Source organism: Streptomyces sp. NPDC029152 (genome assembly GCF_055564355.1).
The window spans coordinates 68118-91877 of sequence record NZ_JBVHWR010000023.1; the positions used below are offsets into that span (position 1 = coordinate 68118).

Annotated in this window: 14 protein-coding genes and 2 pseudogenes; 6 read left to right on the forward strand and 10 right to left on the reverse strand. The window is 67.3% G+C overall.

Annotated elements, in window-relative coordinates:
• Positions 1-206: 206 nt before the first annotated feature.
• From ACZ4V6_RS32020 to ACZ4V6_RS32030, 3 genes are all read right to left on the reverse strand, one after another.
• Positions 207-1634 carry a VanZ family protein gene (locus ACZ4V6_RS32020; RefSeq protein ID WP_467834150.1) on the reverse strand — a complete coding sequence of 476 codons (1428 nt, stop codon included), beginning with the start codon at positions 1632-1634 and terminating at the stop codon, positions 207-209.
• Between the two features lie 76 nt (positions 1635-1710).
• Complete coding sequence (locus ACZ4V6_RS32025; protein WP_467834152.1) at positions 1711-2127, reverse strand: hypothetical protein; 417 nt, start codon at positions 2125-2127, stop codon at positions 1711-1713.
• Positions 2128-2456: 329 nt separating this feature from the next.
• Positions 2457-2678 carry a DUF6207 family protein gene (locus ACZ4V6_RS32030; RefSeq protein WP_467834154.1) on the reverse strand — a complete coding sequence of 74 codons (222 nt, stop codon included), beginning with the start codon at positions 2676-2678 and terminating at the stop codon, positions 2457-2459.
• A gap of 273 nt (positions 2679-2951) precedes the next feature.
• On the opposite strand from ACZ4V6_RS32030, the gene ACZ4V6_RS32035 reads away from it, so the two are divergent.
• Both ACZ4V6_RS32035 and ACZ4V6_RS32040 read left to right on the forward strand, forming a co-directional pair.
• Positions 2952-3455: a lamin tail domain-containing protein gene (locus ACZ4V6_RS32035; protein ID WP_467834156.1), complete on the forward strand. Its 504-nt coding sequence runs from the start codon at positions 2952-2954 to the stop codon at positions 3453-3455.
• Between the two features lie 102 nt (positions 3456-3557).
• Positions 3558-4157, forward strand: a complete 600-nt coding sequence (locus ACZ4V6_RS32040) for a hypothetical protein (protein ID WP_467834158.1) — start codon at positions 3558-3560, stop codon at positions 4155-4157.
• A gap of 360 nt (positions 4158-4517) precedes the next feature.
• On the opposite strand, the gene ACZ4V6_RS32045 is transcribed toward ACZ4V6_RS32040, so the two are convergent.
• Entirely contained in the window at positions 4518-6290 is a 1773-nt protein-coding gene (locus tag ACZ4V6_RS32045) for an IS1182 family transposase (protein ID WP_467834160.1), read from the reverse strand.
• Positions 6291-6596: 306 nt separating this feature from the next.
• On the opposite strand from ACZ4V6_RS32045, the gene ACZ4V6_RS32050 reads away from it, so the two are divergent.
• Complete coding sequence (locus tag ACZ4V6_RS32050; protein ID WP_467834195.1) at positions 6597-7862, forward strand: ISL3 family transposase; 1266 nt, start codon at positions 6597-6599, stop codon at positions 7860-7862.
• A gap of 29 nt (positions 7863-7891) precedes the next feature.
• Here ACZ4V6_RS32050 and ACZ4V6_RS32055 read toward each other — a convergent pair.
• The 4 genes from ACZ4V6_RS32055 to ACZ4V6_RS32070 all read right to left on the reverse strand — a co-directional run bounded on the left by ACZ4V6_RS32055 (position 7892) and on the right by ACZ4V6_RS32070 (position 20167).
• Positions 7892-9105, reverse strand: a protein-coding gene (locus ACZ4V6_RS32055; RefSeq protein WP_467834162.1) for an IS3 family transposase whose coding sequence is annotated in 2 segments (ribosomal slippage) — positions 7892-8856 and positions 8856-9105 — 1215 coding nt in all. Because the reading frame shifts where the segments join, the coding sequence is not laid out codon by codon here.
• A 213-nt stretch (positions 9106-9318) separates the two neighbouring features.
• A complete protein-coding gene (locus tag ACZ4V6_RS32060; RefSeq protein WP_467834164.1) occupies positions 9319-9738 on the reverse strand; it encodes a hypothetical protein in 420 nt (139 codons plus the stop codon).
• 23 nt (positions 9739-9761) lie between these two features.
• On the reverse strand, positions 9762-16718 hold the full coding sequence (locus ACZ4V6_RS32065; protein ID WP_467834166.1) for a polymorphic toxin-type HINT domain-containing protein: 6957 nt from the start codon (positions 16716-16718) through the stop codon (positions 9762-9764).
• A gap of 125 nt (positions 16719-16843) precedes the next feature.
• A complete protein-coding gene (locus tag ACZ4V6_RS32070; RefSeq protein ID WP_467834197.1) occupies positions 16844-20167 on the reverse strand; it encodes a laminin G domain-containing protein in 3324 nt (1107 codons plus the stop codon).
• 1186 nt (positions 20168-21353) lie between these two features.
• Here ACZ4V6_RS32070 and ACZ4V6_RS32075 point away from each other — a divergent pair.
• From ACZ4V6_RS32075 to ACZ4V6_RS32085, 3 genes and pseudogenes are all read left to right on the forward strand, one after another.
• Positions 21354-21674: a hypothetical protein gene (locus ACZ4V6_RS32075; RefSeq protein WP_467834168.1), complete on the forward strand. Its 321-nt coding sequence runs from the start codon at positions 21354-21356 to the stop codon at positions 21672-21674.
• A gap of 530 nt (positions 21675-22204) precedes the next feature.
• The gene (locus ACZ4V6_RS32080) at positions 22205-22693 is read left to right on the forward strand and encodes a hypothetical protein (protein WP_467834170.1); all 489 of its coding nucleotides are present in this window, start codon (positions 22205-22207) and stop codon (positions 22691-22693) included.
• 30 nt (positions 22694-22723) lie between these two features.
• A pseudogene (locus ACZ4V6_RS32085) lies at positions 22724-23173 on the forward strand (transposase); the annotation flags it as partial.
• Here the strand turns inward: ACZ4V6_RS32085 and ACZ4V6_RS32090 are convergent.
• A pseudogene (locus ACZ4V6_RS32090) lies at positions 23173-23370 on the reverse strand (IS1380 family transposase); the annotation flags it as partial. The pseudogenes ACZ4V6_RS32085 and ACZ4V6_RS32090 sit on opposite strands and share 1 nt — an antisense overlap.
• A gap of 61 nt (positions 23371-23431) precedes the next feature.
• Positions 23432-23659: a DUF6207 family protein gene (locus tag ACZ4V6_RS32095; RefSeq protein ID WP_467834172.1), complete on the reverse strand. Its 228-nt coding sequence runs from the start codon at positions 23657-23659 to the stop codon at positions 23432-23434.
• Positions 23660-23760: the final 101 nt, after the last annotated feature.

Genomic DNA, 23760 nt, shown 5'->3' on the forward strand with positions numbered 1-23760 from the left:
GGAGGCCCCATTGCGGAGCCACGAAGAAGGTAACGGGGGGGGCAGGGTGTGGCTGCGCGGCCGACCGGCGGCGCACGCACCACGCACCATCCGACCGCTGCGGCCTTTCGTGCCGTGGCGTCGGGGTGCCTGTACCAAGCAGGGGGAACCTGTGTCGAAGTCCATCATCGCCCGCAGGTCAGCCTGCTCAGCGCCCGTTCTCCTCGTCAGCTGGTCCTGATCGGTGTGTTGGTGCCGTCGTAGACGGTGCCGTTGGCCGCGTCCACCCGCCACATGTCGGCAGTGCTCTGTGCCTCGGGATCCGTGGGTGAGCCTTCTTCTTCGGCCATGGTCACGTTGACGAGCCATTCGGGCCGCAAGGCGCCTTCTCGCTTGTCTGCTTTGAGGGTGAATGCATCGACTCGGTACTGCTTCTTGACCTGGTCGTCGTCGAGATCACCGCCTCTGTTGGCCCGGTACTGGGCGACGAGGCCGTCGAGTACCGCCGCCTCGGCCTGTCGGGCGTCGAGTGTCACCTTGGGCAGGTCGGCCTTCGTCGGGCCCTGCGTGACGTCCACCTGCGATATCTGTCCCGCTCTGTTGACCTGGATGTCCAGCATCCGGGGCATGAGTACGTCGTTGTGCAGCCAGCGGTAGCTCGTCATCCAGCCCAGCTCCGCGTTCTCGCCGACCTGGTAGGTCTTGTGCGTGACCGCGCCCGTCCCCCAGGGGTAGTGCTCCCGCATGTACGTCTCGGCGATCCGGTATGCCTCTTGTTCCGTGGCGGCCGTCCCGGCTCCGGGTACCGGGTAGCCCATGACGCTGGGCCGGGTGCTGTCCACGAGGAGCACGTTCAGGTGATCCTTGTCCGGCCAGGACAAGGATCCGCTGCTGAATGCCTCGGGATGGTCCTTGTCCCGGCTGAGCAGGTTGAAGATGACGCTGGTGCAGGATGCTCCTCCGCACGACTGTTCATACACGTCGCCCAGCCTGTAGTGGTCTCCGAACGCCTCTTGCACGGCCTCCTCCACGGCCTGGCGCTGCTTCGATCCCGCGGTCGTCAGTCCGGTCCCGTCCAGGTGGGTGAAGGCGAGCACGGGGCGCGCCACGCCGGTTGCCAGGACGAGGATGGCGGCCGAGGCGATCAGTGACGGTTTGGCGCCGGCGCGCCAGTCGAGTGTGCCGTTGCGGGCCAGCAGTATGGCGGCGACGGCGAGCCCTGCCAGGCCGCCGAGGATGTTCATCTGCGCGTCCGCGCTGTCGCACACGCGCCCCAGGCCGTCGACGGTGGCCTGGATGAACTCGATGCCCAGGGGCAGCGTGGTCACGCCGACCAGTGCGGGCCCAGCCCGGCGGACTGCGAGGAGCGCGAAGAGGCCGAGCGGCACGGTCATCGCCAGGTTCCACAGTCCCTGCGTGGTGTGGAACGGCTCGGTCAGGTCGTGGTTGATGACGCACTGACCGCTGGCGGTGCCACTGCCCATGAAGGTCACACCGAACACGCCGGTGAGCGTGGCGACAAGACCGCCCCACCACAGGCCGTACGGGTTGTGCCGACGACGGGCCAGCAGCCATGCCGCGCTGCCGAAGGCCAGGGCGGCCAGCGTGCACACGGCCAGGTAGCCGTAGTGGTTCTGGAAGATTGCGGTAAACACTGGGTCCTTGCCAGGTCAGGGCAACAGGCAGCAGGAAGGCCCCGCCGCGAGGAGCGGGGCCTTGGTGCTGCTGGTCTCAGCAGTGGGCGGCGGGCGTCTGGAAGGTGCCGCCGCTGTAGTTCAGCACGCCGGTGCTGTTGTAACACATGTAGCTGCCCGACTTCTGCCAGCTCTTGGTCACGCTCCCGCCGGAGCTGATGTTGAAGTAGGAGGAGTAGGTGGTGGAGCCGGACATGCTGTAGCCGAGGCGGACGCTGACGGTGGATCCGCCAGTCTTGTCGTACCGGGTCCACAGGCTGGTCGGGTTGTTGTAGTCCTTCTTGTGGAGCAGCACCCCGTTGGACAGGCTGGTGCACCGCTCGATGGGCAGGCCGGTCGTCGTGTAGCCGGAGGAGCTGCAGTAGGCGGCGGCCGAAGCGGCGGGCGCGCTGAACATGACGGAGCCGACGGCTATGGCGCCGGCGAGGACCGCAGCACTGGTCTTGGTGCGCATAGAATCTCCCGTTTGATTGCAGACACGAAAGCGCCTCTGGGTAACGGAACGGAGGCGGTGCGTATATATGAACACACTATGAACCGTCTGTGAAGATCATTTGAGACAATGAGTGGCCGGGAATTTACCCTCAGTGAGGGACGATGCTGTGATCATGTCTGGAGGAGGACATCGACCCTCTTCTGCCATTGCCGAAACGTGCCCCGCTCACCTGTCTGACCAAGAAGATTCGCCAGGACGGCGACGGCGGTTGTGGCGATCGAACGCATAAAGCCATCCACTCCAACTTCTGGAGGCACGAGGAGTTGCCTGCAGCAGGCTCCGCAGCCCTACCAGGGGCCGGACAGGTCCAACGACTGCCGCAGGTCGAGGTAGCAGCGCAGCCGCACCCCCGCCTGACCGGCGTCCCGAGTGGTGCGCTCCACGGACGTCGTCGCCCACCGCGCGGCCAGCGCCGCATGGAAGGCGAAGGCGGTCCCGTCGTCGGCCGCGGCGACGTCGACGACGACCAGGCCGGGCTCGGACACGTGCACATCGTTGATCGCTTCCATGACCGGCACGACGCACCCTGCTATGGCGGCAGTTCGCGTGATCGTCCGCATTCACCCGGGCGGGGCTGTCGGCGGCGGGCGCCAAGACGAGGCCATGGGTGTCATCCGCGTCCGGGTCGGCCGCACTCGGCGTGGCAGCTCAACTCCCAACCGGCAAGCCATTGTCAGCAGCCGGCAACTCCACCGTCACAGTCTCACCACTCCCTCTCCACGTACTGATCACTTTCGATATGCTCCGGGCGCTCCATTGGCACCACTGAGGGGGGATTCCTCATGCGCATCCGTCGCACTCTGACCGCCGCCGCAGCCGCCGCCGCCGTCGCCGGGCTCGGCCTGGCCGCGGCCGCTCCGGTCCAGGCCGCCGAATACTCCTCGGCCCTGAAGATCAAGGGCATCCAGTACGACGCCCCCGGCCGGGACTCCAACAAGTGCTCCGGCGGCAACACCGCCGGCGAGTACCTGACGATCAAGAACTACTCGAAGACCACGAAGGTCAACCTCAAGGGCTACGTCGTCAAGGACGCCGCCGGCAACACCTACACCTTCAAGACCAACCACACCCTCGAGCCCGGCGACTACGTGCACCTGCGCGGCGGCCGCGGCACCGACAGCGACGCCAAGAACGTCGCCTACCGGCAGAACTGCAACTTCATGTGGAACAACGACAAGGACACCATCTACCTGTACAAGCCGTCCGGCTCCCGCGCCGACGTCCACTCCTACACGAAGAAGGCCAACGACAAGGACGGCAACGGCTACATCACCTACCACGGCTGACCACCCGTCGCCCTGGATGAGGGGCCGGCCGCCAGGCACATCCCGGCGGCCGGCCCTCGCGCCTGCCAGGCAGCCCCAGCGGATCGAAGGGAAGAGGAAGCCGTGACGGCCCAGGATGCGGTGCTCGACAGCGGCGGCTGGCAGCGGCTCATCGCCGCACGCGACGCCTACACGCTCGCGGTCAGCCCGCACTACGACGAGGTCCTTCACCAGGTCGCCCACCGCGCCCGCACGGAAGGAAGCCTCGGGAAAGCCGACATCGGGGCGCTGCTGCTGTGGAAGCGCCTGCGCGCCGACACCCGTTGGGCCGGCGCGCTCATGGCCGTCGCGGACGCCGACGTACGCAAGGCGACCGGGGCCGCCATGCTCGCCGTGCGCGACACCTCCCTCAGCCGCAGCCAAGCAGCAAAGGCCAGCCGGGCCGCCCTGAGCGAGCTTCCCGGCTTCACCTCCGGCGATGCCCTGGCCTCCGCCGTCCTGACCGCCGCCGCACCCGACCGCATGGCCGTCTACGACCGCCGCGCCCACACCGCACTGCACTCCCTCGGCATCACCCTCACCCACTCTCGGGGCCGCTACAGCCGCTACCTCGAGATCATCGACCGCCTCCTGGCGCACGCCCCCGAACCAGCCAGCGCCTGGACCGCGCGGGACATGGACACCGCGCTCTACCACCTGCCCCTCACCCCGCCCGGCGCGTAGAAGGCGGAGCACCGGGGTGCGAGCCTCACCCTGGGAGCCAGTCGGTTCCCCGCGGTTGCCCCGGCAGCCGGTGACCAGGGCGAGGGGTACGCGGCGCCGGACGGGTGCTGGCCGGGCAGCAGGGCCCGACGGGCCGTTTACGCGGCGGGCTCGTACGTTACTGTCTGGTCCGGGCAGCCGGCCGCCACGTCGTGGAGGGCCGCGACTTCCGCCTCGTCGGCCGTGAGTCTCCAACGGAGTGGCTTTATTCACGACTCGTGACGGCGGTTGCACACGGGTTTGGAAGGCGCCTGTTTCCACGGTCGGGTGATGTTCACGAGTTTTGGCTCTGGTCCAACTTCTGGATGCTGTTGGTGATCTCTAGGACGTCAGTCCTTGGCAGAGTCGCTGGAAGTGGCCGGGCGGTCGGGGCAGAGAAACTGGTGTGGTGCCGGGTGGGAAGCATTCGCTGAGGCGGATGATGTTGGTTCCGGCGGCCGTGAGGACGTGTTGGACGTGCGTCTTCGCCAGGCCGCGGTAGCGGCAGTGCCGCAGGCCGTGAGCGTGGACGGTCTCGGAGACGGTGGCCTCGCAGCCCGCGCGGATGGCATAGCGCCGCTGCCAGGTGCCGGTCTTCTGGTCTTTCCGGACCTGCGTTTGGATCTTCTGCTGAGGTTCTGGCAGCAGGAAGATGTGGCGTCCCTTGCCGTCGACGTTGCCGGTGCACTTCAGGCGGTCGTCGCATTCCCGGCATGCCTTGCGCGGAAAGAGGACGGACAGCCGGGGGTGTCCGTCGCCCAGGGTGGGTTTCCAGGGCGGACTGGTGATGCCGTTCGGGCAGGTGAGGGTGCGGTTGTCCCAGTCGATGCGGAAGTCCTCCTTGGTGAAACCCGGCCGCTGGGCGGCCTGCGGGTCGTCGCGGACCGGGCCGAGCACGGCGATGTGCCACTTCGTGGCCGCTTGGTGGATGCTGTCCGGGGTGACGTAGCCGCCGTCGACAACGTGCTCGACGGGCCGGAAGCCCTGGCGGGTCAGCTGTTGGTGGATGTCGTCGAGGGCGTCGATGTCCTGCTGCGGCGCCGGGCGGGTGACCACCTGAACAATGACGTTGGGGCCGGTCTCATCGCAGGTCTCGGTCTGGTGGTCGCGATAGCCGATCCAGTCACGTTGGCCGGCCGCGGTGACCTTCTGGCTGTAACGGGCCTCGGGATCATGCGGGGTGACGATCTCCATCGTCGACCACGGCACCCGTGCGTAATCAGCATCCGGCCGCCCGGCCGCCGACCTCTTGCCGGTGTTCCTCTGCTCCACCGCCCTGCGGCTGGCCCGGTCGCGGGTCGACTTCGCCTGCCGCCAGCACAGTTGGCCAGATGCGTCGTGCCAGTACTGCTGGACCCATACTTGCCGCAGGACCTGCACGGACCTCAACTCCCGCAGTTCGGGCGGGGCATCATCCTGATAGACGGCGCGCAGGATGTGCAGCCCGTCTTCACCTACCTGCAGCACCCAGGAGGCCAGCGCGTCCTTGCCCCGGGGAAGCCGGTCATAGCGGACCGGCCGGCCATACCGGTCCGCCCAGTCCGCGGTGACGAGCGCGGCCAGCCACTTCTCGCCCCGCAGCGCGAGCTCCTCCAGAGCGCAGCGCAGCGTCTCGGCCACCAGTTCAGCCCGGTTGAGGCGGCGCACCGCTGCCAGCACGTGGGTGGAATCGGTGCGGATCCGACCCCGCCGCCTGACCAGCCCCGCCTCCGCGAGCCGGTTCACGATCAGCGCCAACAGCCGGTCCGCGCGGTCGTCTTCGGCCACCCGGTCACGGAATTCGCTCAGGACCGTGAAGTCGAATCCCGGATCGTCCAGCTCCAGGCCCAGGCAGTACTTCCAGTCCAGACGGCAGCGGACCGCGTCCGCCGCCTGCCGGTCGGTGAGGTTCTCCGCGTACTGCAGCACCGACACGAGCGCCAGCCGGGCCGGCGCAAGCCCACGCCGCCCGTTGGCCGGATACCAGTCGGCGAAGTCGGCATCCGTGAACAAACCATCCAGCCGATCGCGCACCCACATCGCAGCCGTGCCACGAGGATTGCTCGCCCGCGCCATCCGCACCGTCAACGGCGGAATCACCCGCCCTGAATCCGAACCCATTGCCACCGCGGTCACCCCTCCGACCGCCGAAACCGCCCCGCTCTTCCCAGCGCAGCACCACCGGGGCATCGACACAGCCAGGGTCCGCAGACTTCACCCAACCGAGTGAAGATCACCAACAGCATCACTTCTGTGGTGTGCCTACTCCCTGTGACGTTGATCTTTTTGGTAGATCTCGCGAGATCGTCTGGAAACTGCTGGTGCCGACGACGTCCGGGCTGATGGTTCTGGGCTGTGCGCGAGGTACTACTCCGGCTGGAAGAGCTGCTCTTCCTGGCGGATCCGGGGATCAGGGTGGAGTCAGTGCAGGACGATGGCAAGGTGATTCGGGTCGGTGTCAGATGCCGGACGGCTGGGGCTCGGTGCCCGGGTTGTGGGAGCTGGTCGGGGCGGGTGCACGGCTCCTACCTGCGGTTTCCAGCTGACCTCCCCGTGGCGGGACGGCGCGTGGTGCTGCGGCTTCGTGTTCGGCGCTTCACGTGCGAGGACGTCTCCTGCGGGCGACGGACGTTCGTCGAGCAGGTCGCGGGCCTGACCCGGCGATACAGCCAGCGGACCGAACGCATGCGGTCAGTGCTGGCCGAGGTCGGCCTCGCATTAGCCGGCCGTGCCGGTGCCAGGCTGGCCGACGTCTTCGGAGCGAGGATCAGCCGGAATACGCTCCTGCGGCTGGTCGACGCCCTCCCGGAACCCCAGCCACAGGTCCCGCGGGTGGTCGGTGTCGACGAGTACGCGATGCGCAAGGGCCGTGTCTACGGGACTGTACTGGTCGACGTCGAGACTCGCAGGCCGATTGACCTGCTGCCGGATCGTGAGGCGGGCACTGTCGCGGCCTGGCTGGCCGAACGCCCGGGGATCGAGGTCGTCTGCCGTGACCGTGCTCCGTTCTTCGCCGAGGGGGCCAGGATCGGGGCGCCCACTGCGATCCAGGTCGCCGACCGGTTCCACCTGTGGCGCAACCTCGGCGAAGCGGCCGAGCGGTGTGTCTCCCGCCACCGCCCGTGCCTACGTGCGACCTTCGTAGAGTCGGAGCCGGAGAAGGCGCCGGCCCCGGCCGAGAGCGGGTCGCCATGTCCGACCGGGCACCGTTTCGCCGATCGCACCCGGGCCAAGCACGCCACCGTCCACGCGCTGCTGACTGCCGGCCACAGCCGACGCTCGATCCAGCGCCAGCTCGGCATGACCTACCGAACCGTCCAACGGCTGGCCGACGCTGCCAGGCCGGAAGACCTGTTCCAGGGGCAGTGGCAGAACCGCCCGACCAAGCTCGACGACTTCAAGCCCTACCTGCACGAGCGATGGGCCGAAGGCTGCACGAACGCCTGGACCCTCTGGGAAGAGATCAAGGCTCATGGCTACACCGGCGGCTACGGAGCCGTCCGCGCCTACCTCCAGCCGTTCCGCACAGCCCCGACCGCACCAGCAGCCCGCCCGCCGTCCCCACGCACGGTTACCAGCTGGATCCTGACCCACCCCGATACCCTGCCGGAGAGCGAGCGCCTGAAGCTCAAAGCCGTCCTCGCCGGCTGCCCCGAACTGGATGCCCTCACCGGGCACGTCCGCGCGTTCGGGAAAATGCTCACCTGAGGTTGCTCCCCGGGGGTGGACACCGGGTTTCACGCGACGAGTGACAGCGTACGTGACGTGATCAGTTGCTGTTCGTAATCGGCTGGCGCAAGGTAGCCGAGGGCGGAGTGGCGGCGGCGCCGGTTGTAGTACGACAGCCACCTGAACAGCTCCAGCCGCGTCTGCGCCTTTGAGGTCCAGCGCCTTCCGTGCAGCAACTCGCGCTTGAGGCCCTGGAAGAACGATTCAGCAAGGGCGTTGTCATAGTTTGAGCCGACGCGGCCCATGCTGCGGCGAATGCCGTGCCGACGGCAGACCTCGGCGAAGGCGGCCGATCCATATTGCGCGCCCCTGTCCGTGTGAAAGACGACGCCGTGGATGTGACCGCCGCGGGCAGCCACGGCCATCTCGATCGCGTCGGTGACCAGCGAGGTGCGCATGTGGTCCGCGATCGACCAGCCGATCACGCGCCGCGAGCAGATGTCGATGACCGTGGCGAGATACAGCCAGGTCGAGCCGACGGCGACGTACGTTATATCGCCGCACCACTTGGTGTTGAGCATGTCCGCCGTGAAGTCACGCATCACCAAGTCCGTCACAGGCGGGGCCGTCTTGTCCTGAATGGTCGTGCGCTTCTTGCGCCGCAGATGACGGCCGACGATGCGGTTGATCCTCATCAGCCGGCTCACGCGCTTGCGATTGATCCTTCTCCCGCGGGAGCGGAGTTCGGCATGGACGCGCGGGGCACCATAGGCGCCCTGGTGGTCGGCATGGATCTGCCGGATCTCCGACACCGTCCGCTCTTCCTCGACGGCTCGTTCGGCGCGGGCGTCTGCAGTGGCCCGGTGCTGGTAGTAGCCGGAGCGGGAGACGCCCAGGACCCGGCAGATCCGCTTCACGCCGAAGTCGGCGCGATTCTCGGAGATGAAGTCCCAGCGGCGGGGGCTCACTTCACCTCCCGGGCGAAATAGGCAGCTGCCCGGCGCAGGATCTCGCGCTCCAGCTGCCACTCCTTCTCCGCCTTCAGCAGCCGGGCGTTCTCCGTCCGCAACCGGGCCAGTTCCTCAGCCGGACTCCCGCCGGCCTCGCGGCGCTCGGGCACTGCCTGGGACTCGTTTTCCTTGCGGACCCACGTTCGCAGCGACTCGGCGGTGATGCCGAGGTCCGCCGCCACCGCCGCGTATGTGCGCTTGCCGCCCCCGGCACGGTAGAGCGCGACCGCGTCCTTCCTGAACTCCTCCGGATACGGAGACTTACGTCCCACCTGGACATCCCTCCCTGGACTATCAAGATCCATTGTCAGGGTGTCCACTCCAAAGGATCAGCCTCAGCTACAAGCTGATCCGCGATGACGCACAGTGCGGAGTCATCGTCCGCTGACGTTGCCGGCGACTACTGTCGTCACCCAACGTAGAAGCCCCGTCAGGACGCACCTGACGGGGCTCCACTGTATAGCTACCGCAAGCGCGCTACACGCCTATCTCAACTCGCCTCGATAGCGCTCTTGGAGCTCAACCGCAATTCCGGAGTTGGCTTCGACGCCGTCGTCTACGGTCACTTCCCACGAACCGCTATCAATTGCCGCGAGGGTCATCAGGCAGTTTCCAAAGTCGTCCAGAGCAAACCTCTCTGGCGATAGGTGGTCGTATTCTTTGACTGCCACAACGAGCAAATCGAAACACTGCCTGATTCCGGCCGCAAAGTCTTGCAACTGAGACCACGACATGATGTAGCCCTCGGGCAAGGCGAGCATATTATCTCTGAATTCGTGGTACTCAAGCCCGCCAGGAACGCGCCCGATCCCATCGAAATCCAGCATGCTCCAAACCCATTCGTTGTCCGGGACCATGGTCAGCACATCAGCAAGGCCCACAAGTCCGCCCTGCCCATCGTGCATTCGGAACCTCACCAGTTTACTCACTAGTAGTCCCACCCTTCCAACGACTCAGCGTCACCACGGCTTCGTGAGCCACCGGTTGAATTTTCACTGTACGGATGCTGATGCGGATCGGGATGGTCCCGCGGGCGCCCATGATCGGTGAAGTCCACGTCCTTGACGGGTTTCCCTTCCGCATCAAACTCACGGGCCTGAGCATACGTTTCGCGCCTACCCTTCTTCTGTCCGAGTACCGTGTGGGGATATCCGGCAGCATCCGGGTCACCGACGGGCTCTCCATGCTTGTTTCTGGGAAGTGCTCTTGCCGGAAAGCCTCGAGGCCCCGTGTTGCAATTGTGAACGAGAACCGGCGTGTCCCCCGCCAGAACATAGTACGTGTGGACACCCTCGATCGTGAGATCGTAAGTGACCTGCGGCATCGTGAAGTGACGGACCTCCACGACCTTCGCCGCCCGCCTATCCGGCGTGAGTAGCGTCATTCCGGCTCGGAGTTCGCCACCGTCAACCCAACCACCCGCAGACGGCGACCAGAAGGGATGCGTGGTCGTCGCTGTAAGCGATCCCTGCCCTGTGTCACCGTCCTGGTCCACAGTGACCTGCACGAAGTTTTCGTCGTGCTGGGTGACGATGGTATCGACTACTTCGTGCGCTTCGGTTTTTCCGGTTTCCGGGTCAGTGACCGTGACCTTGTCGCCGATCTCCACATCTTCTATGGGCTTCGCACTACCGTCGGCAAGTTGCACCTCTGTCCCGGCGACGAAGCTGTGAAGGCAACCGCCTCGCCCCGCCGCCGACCCACGGGTGGATCCCTTACCCAAGCCGCCTTCCGCTATGCCCGCAACTGCGTTCACCTTCGCCCATGACAGGAAGAACTTCTTCCAGTCTGAGCAGCCGGTGAGGTGACAGGAATCGAGAAGAGCTTTGTAGATATCGGCCCGAACGTACGGCACATCTTGGTGATCCGCGTAGGAGGCAATTCCGTATTCAGTGAGGCCTTCCAATTGGGTATAGAAAGCCTGGACAAAAACCTGTACATCTTTAGTTGTGCTCGGGATGGCAACTCCGGGCAGCAGCAAGATGTAGCCGTCGTTGTCGACATCCGCGGCCACGCCTGTTCCTTCGGTTTTCCAATCGGCGGTTCCGCAGTTGCTGTTGCAAGGGTGCTGGGTCTTGGGTGGTCCAGAGACTGCTTCGTTGGGGCGCCCGTTTCCCTTCGAGCCGTCGGGACGATTCGGGCATCCTTCCGATGCTCCGCCGGCTCCGCCGCAGGCGAGGCCCATGCCAGTGGGGTCGGAGAAGAGGAGGGGGTTCTGTGCTCCGTAGCTGTAGCCGTTCAGCGTCTGGGATCTGCCCGCTTCCAGAAGCGGGTCGACGCTGATGAATTGGCCGAGGCTGGGGTCGTACTCACGGGCGCCGATGTGGGTGAGGCCGGTGGTGGTGTCGCGGGTTTTGCCGAGGAAGCCCTTGTCGTCGGGCCAGGGACCGTACAGCGGCTTGCCACGGTCTTCACCGAAGGGCGTGGTGTAGCGCTTGGTGAAGGTCAGGGCGCTGTCTCGGTTGATGGCCAGGCTGGAGGTGCCGTGGGGGTCACTGACGAGGTAGGTGGTCTTGGTGGTGCCGGTCTGGTTGGAGCGCATGGCGGCGGTGATGCCGTCGGCGGTGTAGTAGCGCTGGGCCCAGGTGGTGCCGTCGGCGCGGAGGTGGAGTTCGGTGGCGCCGGCGTAGAGGACGCGTTCGCCGTTCTTGGTGGCGCGGATGAGGAGGGTGCCGTCGGCGCCGTAGAGGTAGTCGGTGCTCTGGGCGTTCTCGGTGAGGCTGGTGAGCTTGCCTTCTTCCGACCAGGTCAGGTTCTGCGTGGCGGTACTGCCGGGGCGCTTGGTGGTGTTGCCGGTGGTGTCGTAGGTGTAGGTGCGCTCGGGGGCGGCGCAGTCGGTCTTGGTGGTGGTGCCGGTCAGGGTGTGGGGCTGGGCGGTGTTGGTGTAGCAGTAGGTGGTTTTGGTGGTGGCGCTACCGGTGTGTTTGGTTTCCGTGGCGCGCTGGCCTGCGGTGTTGTAGGTGTAGCTGGTCCAGTAGGGGGCGGGGCCGGAGAGTGCGGTAGCGCTGGGGGCGTCGGTGCACTTCTGGGAGGTGGGGGTCCAGGCTTCGGTCAGGCGCTGGTGGGCGTCGTAGGTGAAGCACTGGGTGTCGGCGCTGCTGGTGCCGCCCAGGGTGGTGGGATCGGCGATGGAGGTGACGTTGCCGGCCTGGTCGTAGGTGTAGTTGAGGTCCTGCAGTTGGTAGGGGTGGGTTTGGTCCTGGGTGTAGCTGCGGGTGAGGCGGCCGGTGCCCTGTTCGAAGGTGTTGGCGACGAAGACGCTGCTTGTGCCGGTGCCCAGGGTCAGCATCTGGGGTTCGGTCAGGGCCGAGTAGTCGATGTCGGTGAGGTAGGTGCCGATGGAGGTGAGGTTGCCGAGCTTGTCGTGTTCGTAGTCGGTCAGTTCGGCGGGCAGGCCGCCGAGTGCCGGCTCGCCGGTCAGCTGCACCGCGCCGGGGATGTTGTAGTGCGTCTCGAATGCGAGGGTGGCGGGCTGGCCTGCCTTGACGAACGGGTCGCTGGCGGGCAGGCGCAGCTCGGTGTTGGTGGCGCGGCCCATGGTGTCGTAGGCGGTGACGGCCTGGGTGTAGGCGGCGCCGGTCTTGCCGCCGATGTAGCGGGTGGAGGAGGTCGGCTGGCCCTTGAGGAGGGTGTCGTAGGTGTAGCCGGTGAGCTGGGTGGCGTCGGTCTTCGAGCCCGCCCAGGTGGCGGTGGGACGGCCGAGTTCATCGTAGGCGCTCAGGATCGCCTTGCCACGGGAGTCCGTGGTCTTGATGACCTGGTCCAGCGCGTTGTACTCGGTGGTCGCCTTGCCCTTGTCGGGGTCGTTCGTGCTGGTCTGGCGGCCGAACAGGTCGTAGCCGTAGGACCAGGTGGCGCCGTCCGGGCCGGTGATCGTCTTCTGCCGGCCGGCGGGGGTGTAGGTGAACTTGGTGGACGTGTAGGGGGTGGCGGGGCTGGTGCCGTAGCCGGCGTCGGCGGGGGTGGTGCCGGCGTAGGTGCGGGTTTCGGTGGTGCGGCCGCGGATGTCGGTGATGGTGCGTTGTGCGGAGCCGCCCTGCAGGGCGGTGGTGGCGGTGGAGTCACCGGTGTAGCTGGTGGTGGTGGCCCATTTCTTGACGCCGCCCACGTACAGGGTGCTGGTGGTGGGCCGGCCGGCGCCGTCGAAGACGGTTTCCGTCTGGGTGGGGGCTTCTCCGTATTCGGCGCGGGTGTAGGTGCTGTTGGGGGTGCTGGTGGTGTCGAAGATGTCCGCGAAGGTTTCGAAGGACAGGCCGCGGGTGTCGTAGTGGGTGTCGGTGAGCAGCCGCCCGCCGTCGGGGGTCGGTGTCTGGGACTGCAGGGGCCGCAGGAGGGAGTCGTAGAGGGCGTAGCTGGTGTTGTAGGTGGTGTTGTCGTTGGTCAGGGTCGAGGTCGACACCCAGGACGGCTTGGTGGTGTCGAGGTGGTAGGCGAACTTCGCGCTGGGGGCCTGGTTGGCCGGGTCCCGGTTGGGGAGCCATACCTGGGTCAGGCGCCCGAGCGCGTCGAAGGTCTGCTCGGTCTTTTTGCGGTTGATGTCGAGGCTGCGGTATTCGAGTCCTCGGCGGGCGTCGAAGGAGCTGACCGAGTACCAGCCCTTGGGGTCGGTGGTGATGGTCCTGGTCAGGGGGCCTGCGGCGGTGGGGGTGTAGGCGGTGGAGGTGGTGCGGCCCGCGGTGTCGGTGACGGTCAGGGGGCGCCCGAGGGTGTCGTAAGTGGTGGTGGCGGTGGTCTGCCAGCCGGAGGGCAGGCGCTGTCCGTCGCCGGCGGGGGTGGTGGTGTAGCCGGTGGCCCGGCCGGCCCAGGTGACCTCGCCCTTGGTGGGCTTCTGGGTGGCGAGCCAGGTGGTGACGCCGGCGGTGTCGTAGACGGCCGCGGTGTCGGCGAGGACGTCGCCGGACACGGTGCTGGTGGCGGGCAGGTTGAGGCTGGCGTCGGTGACCGAGCACGGCTTGGCGGCGGTGCGGGTGCGGGAGACGAGGCTGGTGATGCCGATGTCGGGGTTGCGGGCGTACCAGGTGAGCGTGCAGGTTTCGTCGCCGCTCACGTCGTTCTGGCCGAGGTCGTCGGCGGCGTACACCATGCCGAGGTCGTCGTACTTGTTGGCGGCGGTGTGGGTGCGCCACTTGGCAGAGGTGGTGAGGTAGGTGCTGGTGTAGGTCGAGGATGTGCGGACCCACTGGGCGGTGTGGGCGGCGGCGTCCGGGACGGTCTGGGTGGCGGTGTTCTTGTAGGTGTAGTTGTGGAAGACGCTGCTGATGGGCTGGCTGCCGTCGTAGGTGATCTGCTGGCGCAGCAGGCCCTTGTACTGGTCGCTGTCGGCCGCGTCGGGGAGGTCGACGTCCGTGTCGAGCAGTGGGGGGACGGTGACCGTTTTGGTGGTGGTGCTGTTTTTCGTCTTGTCTCCGTGCATGCCCTGCAGGTAGAGGGAGACCGTCTTGGAGCGGGTGGTGTTGAGGGCGCCGGTGTAGGCGGTGACCTGGCGGTAGCCGCGCCAGTCGGACCAGGTGCGCTCGTCCTTCGGGATGAGGGGGTCGTCGTTGTGGTGCCAGGCCGCGCCGCTGTAGGAGTAGGCGTACTCCACGGCCGGGTTGGCGGCGGCCGCGTCGTGGGCGCCGACGGCGGTGACGCGGTACTTGTGGAACCAGTCGATCGCGGCGTTCTCGGCGCCGTTGATGTGCCAGTACTGCGGATAGCAGGAGCGGGTGTTGGTGTCCGGGGCGGCGCCCAGGACTTCGCTGCGCACGCATTCCGGTGACGACAGGGTCACCTCGGTGATGGCGCCGGTCTCCGAGGTGACGGTGGAGATGCGGGGGCGGGTCAGGGGCAGGATGTCGTCGGTGGCGTCGACCCGATTGGGCCGCATCTGGTAGGTGAAGGTGACCGGGGTGAGGGTGATGGGGGTGTCGGCGGCCTTGGCGGTCCGTTTGATGGACTTCAGGGTGAGGACCTGGTCGGAGCTGTCACCGATGTCCCCGCCGTCCAGGTACTCCTCGGTCAGCGTCCAGGAGTCGACCGGGTCGTAGGCGCCGGTGGTGGCGTTGTAGGAGACGGTGTTGATGCTGGTGAGGCGCTTGCGGGTGAAAAAGGAGGGGCCGGCGGCGTTGCACTCGTCGTCGTCCTTGGAGCAGATCGCGTCGAACGGCACGTCCGGCCAGTTTTCGGCGGTGTCCTTGGTGAGGCTGGAGCAGTCGGAGGCGGTGCAGCGTTCGGTGTAGGTGAAGGAGACCTTCGCGTCGGCCTTGTCGGTGAACAGGGCGTCCTTGCGCAGGCCGTATTCGATGCGGTCGAGGTAGCCGCCGCGGGTGTAGGGGGTACTGGCCTTGGTTGCTTTGTTCTTCTTGTAGTAGTTCGACTCTTTCGTGTACCAGTAGGTGGAGGCGTTGCCCCGGGTGTCTTCGACGTAGTCGAGGTTCCAGCGCCAGGCCTGGGTCAGGGCCCGGTCGGCGAAGGCGTCGCCGCTGGTGTAGCCGGGTTCGCCGGAGTCGTCGCCGAAGACGGGGACGGTCCAGGTGGAGTTGGTGCGCTGGTCGGCGGCGCCGTTCAGCTTGTTGAGGCCGAAGGTGTAACGGGTGCCGTCGCCGGTGGTGACGGTCCAGTATTCGCCGTTGTCGTCGCCGTTGTCCGCGCCGGTGGAGCGGGTCACGGTGGAGGCGTCGTCGTCCGCCAGCCGCCAGGTGCCGCTGGTGTTGTCCTTGACCAGGCGGGTGGACTTGCCGTTCAGGACCAGGCGGGCGTTGTCGTACTTCCAGCACTGGTCGAAGACGTCGTCGTGGCCGTCGTCGTCGCAAGAAGTGTAGGAGCGCTCGATGTAGGACTCGGTGAGGTTGAAGCCCTCGCCGACCGTGGTGGTCTGGTTGTTGGTGGTCGCGGTGCGGCCGTCGACGCTGCCGGAGTCGTAGGACAGGGACAGCGGCGGGACCGGGCCGGCCGCCGCGGGCGGCATCGTGAAGTCGTACGACCAGGTGAACGCGCCCGAGCTGCCGCCCGCCTCCCAGGACGACGACGCCGACAGCGGCGTCGCCGAGTAGTCACCGGCGCCCTTGGGCGCCTGTCCCGAGCCCGCCGATGCGGCGGTGACCGCCAGCACCGTCACACCGGAGGCGGTACTGCCCGCCTTGCCGAGCAGCTGTGTGGACGCACCGCTCTGTGCCCGGTCCAGGGCGACCGTCGTCGCAACCGTCTGGCCGTCCAGGTCGTTGTCCGTCGCCAGCGGCGTCTGCGTACGGCACTCGGCCTTGCCAGGAGTGGTCAGCGCACAGGCCGGCAGCTGTACCAGGCGCAGCCGCTGTGACCAGCCACCGCCGACCGCCGAGGCGAAGCTGCTGTAGTCGACACGGACGGTGGCCGCGCCGGGGGTGTCCGCCGCGGCCGTCAGCAGGACACCCGTGATCCCTGCCTTGCGGGCCGTGTCCTGGTCCAGGACGGTGATCTGCGCCTCGCCTCCCGCCGTGGCGGTAGCCGGTGCGGCGGAACGCGACTTGGGGGGTGCTGCCGGGCTCAGGGTGACGGGGATGTTGCCCGGTGTCGCCTTGCGATCCGTGCCGGGTGTGAGCGGGATGGTGGCCGTGCCATGCTGGGGCCAGGCGGTTTTGCGTTCCGCTGTCGCATGCTGGGCCTGCTCGGCGTTGGCTTTGCGTTCCCTGGCGGCCTTGGCCCGCGCCTTCTTCGCACCGGGTCCGACGAACGCTTTGACCTTGGTCGCCTGGGTCTTGGGCACGTCGGGCCGGCCCAGTCCGCCGGGCTGGGCGGCCGCCTGGGCCACCTGTGCCAGGCTGGTGGGCACGATCAAGGCGAGGGCCAGTGACTGTGCCAGCAGCCTGCCGGTGCGCCGCCTACCGCCGCCCTCACCGGCGTGTCTTGAGGTGCCTATGCCAAAGCTCATCGTTGTTCGTCCATCCAGGAATGTTCAGAAGGAAGTCCGGTACGCCGCTCGCGCTCTCGGCGTGTGTGCCCTGTCCGTGCCGGGTCAGGACAGCCGTTCCAGGGCTGTCCTGACCCGGCGCCTCGTCAGCCGCCCACGCTCTCGCCGATCTGTTCCGGGCCTGCCATCGCACCGACCCACACCCGCGCCTCCGTCACCCTGACGGGCAGGAAGTGCTCCCAGGCGGTCTTGCTGAGGCCCTTGCCGATAGCGAAGTCACCCGAGCCGATCTTCGCGGTGAAGACCTGCGGGTCCCCGTTGCGGAGATGACTGAGATAGAGGCTGATCGTGCCGGTCGAGGCGTCGTAGACACCGGTCAGCCGCGTCATCGGACCGATCGCGGCCTCCTCACTGGAAGCCACCGCGCTGAAGGTGCCATCGGCGTTGAGCCGACCGAAGCGCCAGTAGCCCGTCGGGACGGTCACGTAATCCATGACCTCTTCGTCCCAGATGGTCTTGTTCGGGCCCCGCTCGAACCAGATACCCCACGCAGAGCCGTCCGCCGCGCGCTGGCCCAGGACCTGCCCGGTGTAGCCCACGGGCTTCGAGGCGATCTTGTTCCTGTCCACAGCGACCTGTGTGGTGACGGTGAACGACCCGGTGTCGTCCACCAGCGGTCCGGACGCCGTCGCGGCGGCGTCCACGCCGTCGAGGACGATCGCCTCGCCGTCCAGCGACGCCCCGCCCGCCAGTGTCAGCGACCTGCCGTAGCCGGAGGTGGTGTCCGCGATGGTGCTATTGCTGCTGCGGTCGGCCGACCAGTCCGCCACCAGTTCCACCGCCGCGTGGGCGGGCGAGTTCATCGGTGTCGCTGTATCGGTGATCTCTTCCGAAGTCAGGGCCCGCTGCCACACCGTGGTCTCGTCGATGGAGCCGGCGAAGTAGTCGGTGGGCACATCGGCCCACATCGCTCGGCCGATCTGCAGCGTGCCGGTCGTCTCCCACGGGGTTCCGGCATCGGTGGTGGCCTGGAGTTTGCCGTTGAGGTAGAGACGCATCTCGTTCTTCTCGGCGTCGTGGACGCCCACGATGTGGGTCCATACCCCGCGGGGTGTGGCCTGGGGTGCGGTGGCCTTGTGCAGGACCCCGTCGGCGCCCAGCGCGCTCAGGCTCCAGGTGTTGGCTCCGCCGCCCGCGTACGAGAGGCCGAAGGGGGTGTACTTCTTCGCGAACGGGCTCGGATTGTCGGGTATCTGGCCGAGCACCGTCATGGTGCGGTTGACGCCCGCGTCGACGCGGGCCCAGGTGGAGAGCGTGTAGGAGGCCCGGGTCTCCACCACCGGTGTGGTGGTGGCCGCGTACCCGGTGCTGCCGTTCAGCACCAGTCCCTTGTCCGTGACCGGTGTCTCCATCGGGACGTCGTTGCTGTCGTGGGTGATCAGGCCGCGCCGGCCGCGGTCGTCGCGCAGCGCTCCCCCGGACAGGATTGCGTCGTCACGGCCGTCCGCAGTAGCGGCGTCCGCCGCGATCCCGCTGTCCTCGCCGAAGGACCACTGGCCGATGGGGCCGTCTCCGGCTGCGACGAGGAAGTCGACCACGGTCTGCGCTCCCCAGCCGAGGCTGTCCTTGGCCCGTACGTAGATGCGGTGCAGACCAGCCCGTGTGGGTGTGATGGGCACGGAGGCGGTCGCGCCCTTGATTTCGGCGGACCAAGCGGCCTGTGACGAGAGTTTGTACTGGTAGGCGACGTTCGTGTCACCGGCCGCGGGCCTGAAGGTGAATGTGCCCTTCACTCCCGGGCCGCCGCGGGCCGCGCAGTCGTTGGTCGTGCACTCGGTGTACGGGGAGCCGACACTGATCTGCGGTGCCTTGGGCCGGGTGGAGTCGATGCGGAAGTAGCAGTAGCCGTCGGAGGCCACGCTGCTCAGGTGGCTGGAACCGCCGTTGTAGTACGACCACGTCCATGCGTGGTAGCGGTACAGGGCGCCGTCGGTCAGCTTCGACCACTTCAAGGACACGGCTCGGTTGTCGGCCACATAACCGGTCGAGGGGCTCAGTTCGCCGTTGCCAGGAGGAACGTCCGCCCAGGTGGTGCCGCTTTTCACGTCGACGTCGAAGAAGACCCGCAGTTGAGCGTCCTTCTCGCCGCCCGCCTTGGTCTGGGCGGTGGCCTTCAGCGTCGGCTCCGGGTAGGACATGACCGCCGGGTCGCTCTCACTGCGCTCGCACACCGGGGTCGTGCTGGTTCCGCCGCCCTGCAGACCGACGCCCGTGGGCTTGTCCGGCAACCCGACAAAGTCCACCGCGAGCACCGCGTCGTTCTTGAACCGCTTCCAGGCAGAGGTGTCCGACTCGTCATGGGCGCGGACTTCGAGGGTCAGCCGGGAGAACTTGCCGGCCGCGAAGTCCCGCACCGTGGGGGTGAGGTTCTCGTTGGTCTCTTCGGGGTTGTCGTTGAACTCGATCGGTGCATCCGCCGAGCCGGGATCGCACAACGAGCCCCGTCCGGCCGACACATACCGGTCGACCATCCAGTCCAGCTCCTTCGGGCGGGACGACCAGGTCGTGGAGGAGGAAATGTTGTCGGTGCGGACCAGATCGACCCAGCGGGGGTCGCACTGAAACGCCCACGGTTCAGTGACACGGAACGTGGCGTCCAGGATCTGCTTGCCCGCCAGGCTGGACGGGGAGAACTCGAAGTACAGCTTCTGCACATAGCCCGGGCCGCAGTAGTAGCCGTTCCAGGAGCCGCACTTGCCCGCGCCCTTGCCCTGGTCGTCGTCGCCGTTGCCCCAGCCGTAGGACTCGTAGCCGTCGCTGCGCAGCAGGGTGCGCTCCGACTCGCCCCAGGTCACCGTCGGGTCGATGAACACCGGGAACGCGGATTTCTCGGTGGAGGTGAGCATGTCCGCGTCCGGGATGACGGACAGCGAGTCCTTGCCGACCTCGATGTCCATCCGGGTCACCGTGTCGCCCTGGCCCGGTTCCAGACCCGAACCCGACGGGGCCGTCTCCGCCGGGTCCGACGGCTCACCCGTGGCGCCGGGTGCTGGGTCGTCGGTGGCCGCGGTCATCAGCTGGGTCTGGGTGCCGGTGGTGGTGTTCTGGCCGGCGGAGTCCCACATCCGGGCCGGCGGGGCCTTGAAGACCGTGGTGCCGTTGCCGTCGACCGCTGCCAGATTGCCGGCCGCGCCCTCACGGACGGCGAGGTTCTTGGTTTCCAGGCCGAAGGTGAGCTTCCGCAGCTCCTCGCTCGCGGCCGCCTCCGGGGTTTTGACGACCAGGACGTGCTGGAAGCTCTGCGGGGTCGCCGTGACCTGCAGGTCGACGCCCGGCAGGACCTCCGGGTACAGGGCGCTCGGCCCGTCCAGGCGCGGGGCGGGCAGCGTGCCCGGCCAGTCCAGCGCCAGTGAGCGGCCCGCGTCCTCGATCCGCGCCAGCGGGCCGTCGCCGCCGCCGGAGAACGCCATCTGCACGGCAGCACCCTTCGGGCCCACCATGCCGTCCGCGTGCTGTACCAGCGTCGCGTCCGGCTTCTGCCAGCCACCGCCCGACACCGGCACCCGGACCGGAACCGACGACTCCTCCAGCGTGAACGTGTAGCCGTCGGGGTTGGCGAACACCGTGGTCCGCTCCGTGCGCTCCCCCGTCACCTCCACCCGCTGACCGGACTCCTGCGCCTGTTCAAGGGCCTTCTGCCCTTCCGACAACGGCGCCGAAGCCGGCGGCTCCTCATCAACCGCGTGGGCCACCGGCCCCGGCACCAGGGCAGCCACCACTGCCGCACACACCACCGCCGTCACACCCGCAGTGGCACTGCGGCCACGTTCTCCGGCAGGTTTCCCCGCACGGCCCTTCAGCCCGGGCAGCACCCCTCGTCCGCCCCGCAACCGGGTCCACATCCCTGCCACACCCCACCCACAAGATTTACAAAGTAGCCAGGGGTAACTAACGCCTCAACAGAACGTCAGGTCAACGGGCAGAAAAACGGACAACATACCGTCAAGTTCCGGAACGGCACGTGAGGAATTCGACGTTTACCGAGGGTTGTATGAAAGTTGATCACGAGTCGGCCTCAGATGCGACGCAGCAAGATCAACAAAGTTGACGCCTCGGGATGCTCTCCCGAGGCCGGCCCTGACCAGGGCGCATTCGACCGACCGCAGTAAGGGGGCCCGGAACCCACCCGGCCACCCACTGGAGAACTGCCCCTGCGTCTGGACATTTCCGGCACCAACAGGCACGACCGGCCAGACCTGGAGGACGTTGCACCTTGCCGGCCTTCGGTCGGCGTTGTACGCGTGCGCCTTCGCAACACCGCCGGCATCGGAAAATGGTCTTCGTACCCGCGTCCTGCGGCACGGCAGCGGGGTAGACGTGACGCCGGGACAGAACCGGTGCGACTGCTGGACGGCGAGTCCAGCCCGGTGCACAGGGCGTAGACGTGACTGTCAGGAATTAGGGCCATCGACGGTGCCTTCGGGCATGGCCAGAAGGCACCTGACCGGGCCTTGTTCGGCCTGCTGCCCGCAGACCACACTTGCGCCCATGGTGCTCAATGGTGACAGCGAGGCAATCGACCCTTGGGCACTCCTGCTGGCGACGGACTGAAGCAGCGTCGATCACTGCTGTCCCAACGTCGCCCCGGCGACTCACGTGATCCTGGCGGGGCTGCTGGATGACGATGAGGACGTTCAAAGGGCCGCCGTAGACGACCTCAGGCAGGTAGTAACGCACCAGAACAGCATCTACGCCGCTACCGCCCCGTCGGCTCGCTTCGTCATCGCCATCCTTGACCATCCCCGGACGATGGCCTCGGGGGTCTACTTCTACGAGGAGCGCCGCCGGCCTGTGCGTGCGGCGCTCCTGGAGTGGCTGGGCGACCTCGCTGACGATGCGACGATGATGCGACCTGTGACGAAGAGGGCCCGGGAGAGCCTGCCGATGTCGCAGCGGTGCGGGCTGTCCTCCCTCTGATCTACGAGGTGGCGCAGCCATACCTCGCTGATGCGGATCCCCTGCTCCAGGAAGCCGCCGTGCACGCAGTTGCGATGGCACTCGCCGTGTCTGAACTGGCCGTGCACATTCCGCAAGTTGTGCCGCTCGTACGCGCTCTTGGCACCAGCGAGAACCGAGGCTACCGATACCTCGCTCAGCGATGCCTCATGACCTGGGGCAGAGAGCCCGGCCCCCTGCCCGACCCACGACGCTGGGGCTCCAAACCGGTAGAGGGCCCATGGGCTGACGGTTACTCCGACGACCCGCCATTCTGACCCCTGGGTACCATGACGCATCAGGTGTCACCGACGGCAACTCCGGGAGCGGAGCGTACCTATCTGTGTGTCTCCAGGCTGGGTTACTCACTGATCGTTTCAGAATGGGCCCGGCTGAGAACAGCACTCCCGTTGGCATTTGTGCAGCTGAGCTGGCATCTTGGCCCATGGCCTTGCGCATGCGGCTTGAGCAGCAGAAGCAGATCCGGGTCGGCCGGGCGTAGGAGTGGGTGGATGGGCGGGGACGCGGAGCGGGAGCGCTGGGAGCTGCGGTCGGGAGTCGGTGTGGGACCGTTGCAGTTCGGGATGTCTCCAGCCGAGGTCGCCCAGGCACTTTTGGCTCCTGAACCGCAGGAACGGGCTGGCGGTCCGTATGCGCAGGAGGACTTCCCGGATGGGTTGAAAGCGTTCTACGACGTGGGCAAGCTGGCCTGCATTGCACTGGATGCGGTCACCGGTCCGCAGGTCTTCCTGTCTGGCTTCCCGCTGGCGGGAAGCGATCCGGAGCAGGGCCAGCAGTTCCTGCTGGACCACGCTGCGGAGCATGGGAACTGCCTGCTCTACACGCCTGATGGCTCGCTTTCCCTGACTGATATAGGGGTTTTTCTCCGCTCGCAGCAGGTCGGGGCAACGCGCCTGACCCGTCCGCTCTTCGTGAAGGAGGAGTGGTTGGAGTCGGAGTACTTCCGAGACCACCTTCCGCTGGAGGGCGCCTCAGGCTGAGCACTCGATCTGGCGAACTGACGCCAGACGGAACTGGCCCGAGACATCGTCCGTCGCTGCCTCGCCGCCGGCCTGCCCGCCCAGTGGGTCACCGCGGACGAGGCCTACGGGCAGGACTGGAGCTTCCGCCGCCTGCTCGAGCAACTCGGCCTCGGTTACGTCGTCGCCGTGCCCAAGTCCCAGCAGATCAAGTCCCTGGCGGGCATCTGGCGCATCGACCAGCTCATCGACGAAGCACCTGGTGATGCCTGGCAGCGGCTTTCCTGCGGCGACAGGGCCAAGGGCCCGCGGATCTACGACTGGGCCGCGGCCAAACTGCCCGCCAACCTGATCTTCGGCCCCGACCCGCCGACCCACCATCGGTGGGTGATGGCCCGCCGCAGCCTGTCCAACCCCGGCGAGATCGCCTACTACCTGGCCCACGCACCCGCCGGCATCGAGATCGTCGACCTGGTCCGGATCGCCGGCTCCCGCTGGGCGCCAGGGTTCGGCAGGAGTGCGAGCCGTTCGAGGGCAGCGGTGATCTGGGAGGGCCAGTGCCGGGCCAGGCGGAGGATCCGCCGACGGCCGGTGGTCACCAACTGCCCCGCCGCACTGAACAGGCGGAACCGCAGACGGCGGGGCTCCCAGAACCTGGACTCGCCGGTCAGCGCGAGCATCGGCGCCCAGGCCACCACGAGCTGCCCCAACCTCCCGGTCGAGGTCACCCTCGCACGGTAACCACCTGCCGGCGCACCATCAGGCCCCTCCCCCGCCGGGCCCGGCCAGCGGCTGACGCATGTCGAGGTAGCAGCGCAGCCGCACACCCGCCTGACCGGCATCCCGGGTGGTGCGCTCCACCGACGTCGTCGCCCACCACGCCGCCAGCGCCGCGTGAAACGCGAACGCGGTCTCATCATCCGCAGTGGCGACGTCGACCACGACCAGACCGGGCTCGGACACATGCGTTTCGTTGATCGCTTCCATGGTCGGCACGACGCACCGCCACCGGCAGCAGTTCTCCCGGAAGCCAACGTTCACCCGCGAGAGGGTCAGCAGAGCTGGCCGTGCAGTCTCACACGGTCAAT

What these genes read in the sequence shown, in the direction of transcription:
- ACZ4V6_RS32025 (WP_467834152.1), bottom strand. Translation starts at nt 2,127, where the DNA reads ATGCGCACCAAGACCAGTGCTGCGGTCCTCGCCGGCGCCATAGCCGTC.
- ACZ4V6_RS32030 (WP_467834154.1), bottom strand. Translation starts at nt 2,678, where the DNA reads ATGGAAGCGATCAACGATGTGCACGTGTCCGAGCCCGGCCTGGTCGTC.
- ACZ4V6_RS32035 (WP_467834156.1), top strand. Translation starts at nt 2,952, where the DNA reads ATGCGCATCCGTCGCACTCTGACCGCCGCCGCAGCCGCCGCCGCCGTC.
- ACZ4V6_RS32060 (WP_467834164.1), bottom strand. Translation starts at nt 9,738, where the DNA reads ATGCACGATGGGCAGGGCGGACTTGTGGGCCTTGCTGATGTGCTGACC.
- ACZ4V6_RS32065 (WP_467834166.1), bottom strand. Translation starts at nt 16,718, where the DNA reads ATGAGCTTTGGCATAGGCACCTCAAGACACGCCGGTGAGGGCGGCGGT.
- ACZ4V6_RS32070 (WP_467834197.1), bottom strand. Translation starts at nt 20,167, where the DNA reads ATGGCGTTCTCCGGCGGCGGCGACGGCCCGCTGGCGCGGATCGAGGAC.
- ACZ4V6_RS32080 (WP_467834170.1), top strand. Translation starts at nt 22,205, where the DNA reads ATGGGCGGGGACGCGGAGCGGGAGCGCTGGGAGCTGCGGTCGGGAGTC.
- ACZ4V6_RS32095 (WP_467834172.1), bottom strand. Translation starts at nt 23,659, where the DNA reads ATGGAAGCGATCAACGAAACGCATGTGTCCGAGCCCGGTCTGGTCGTG.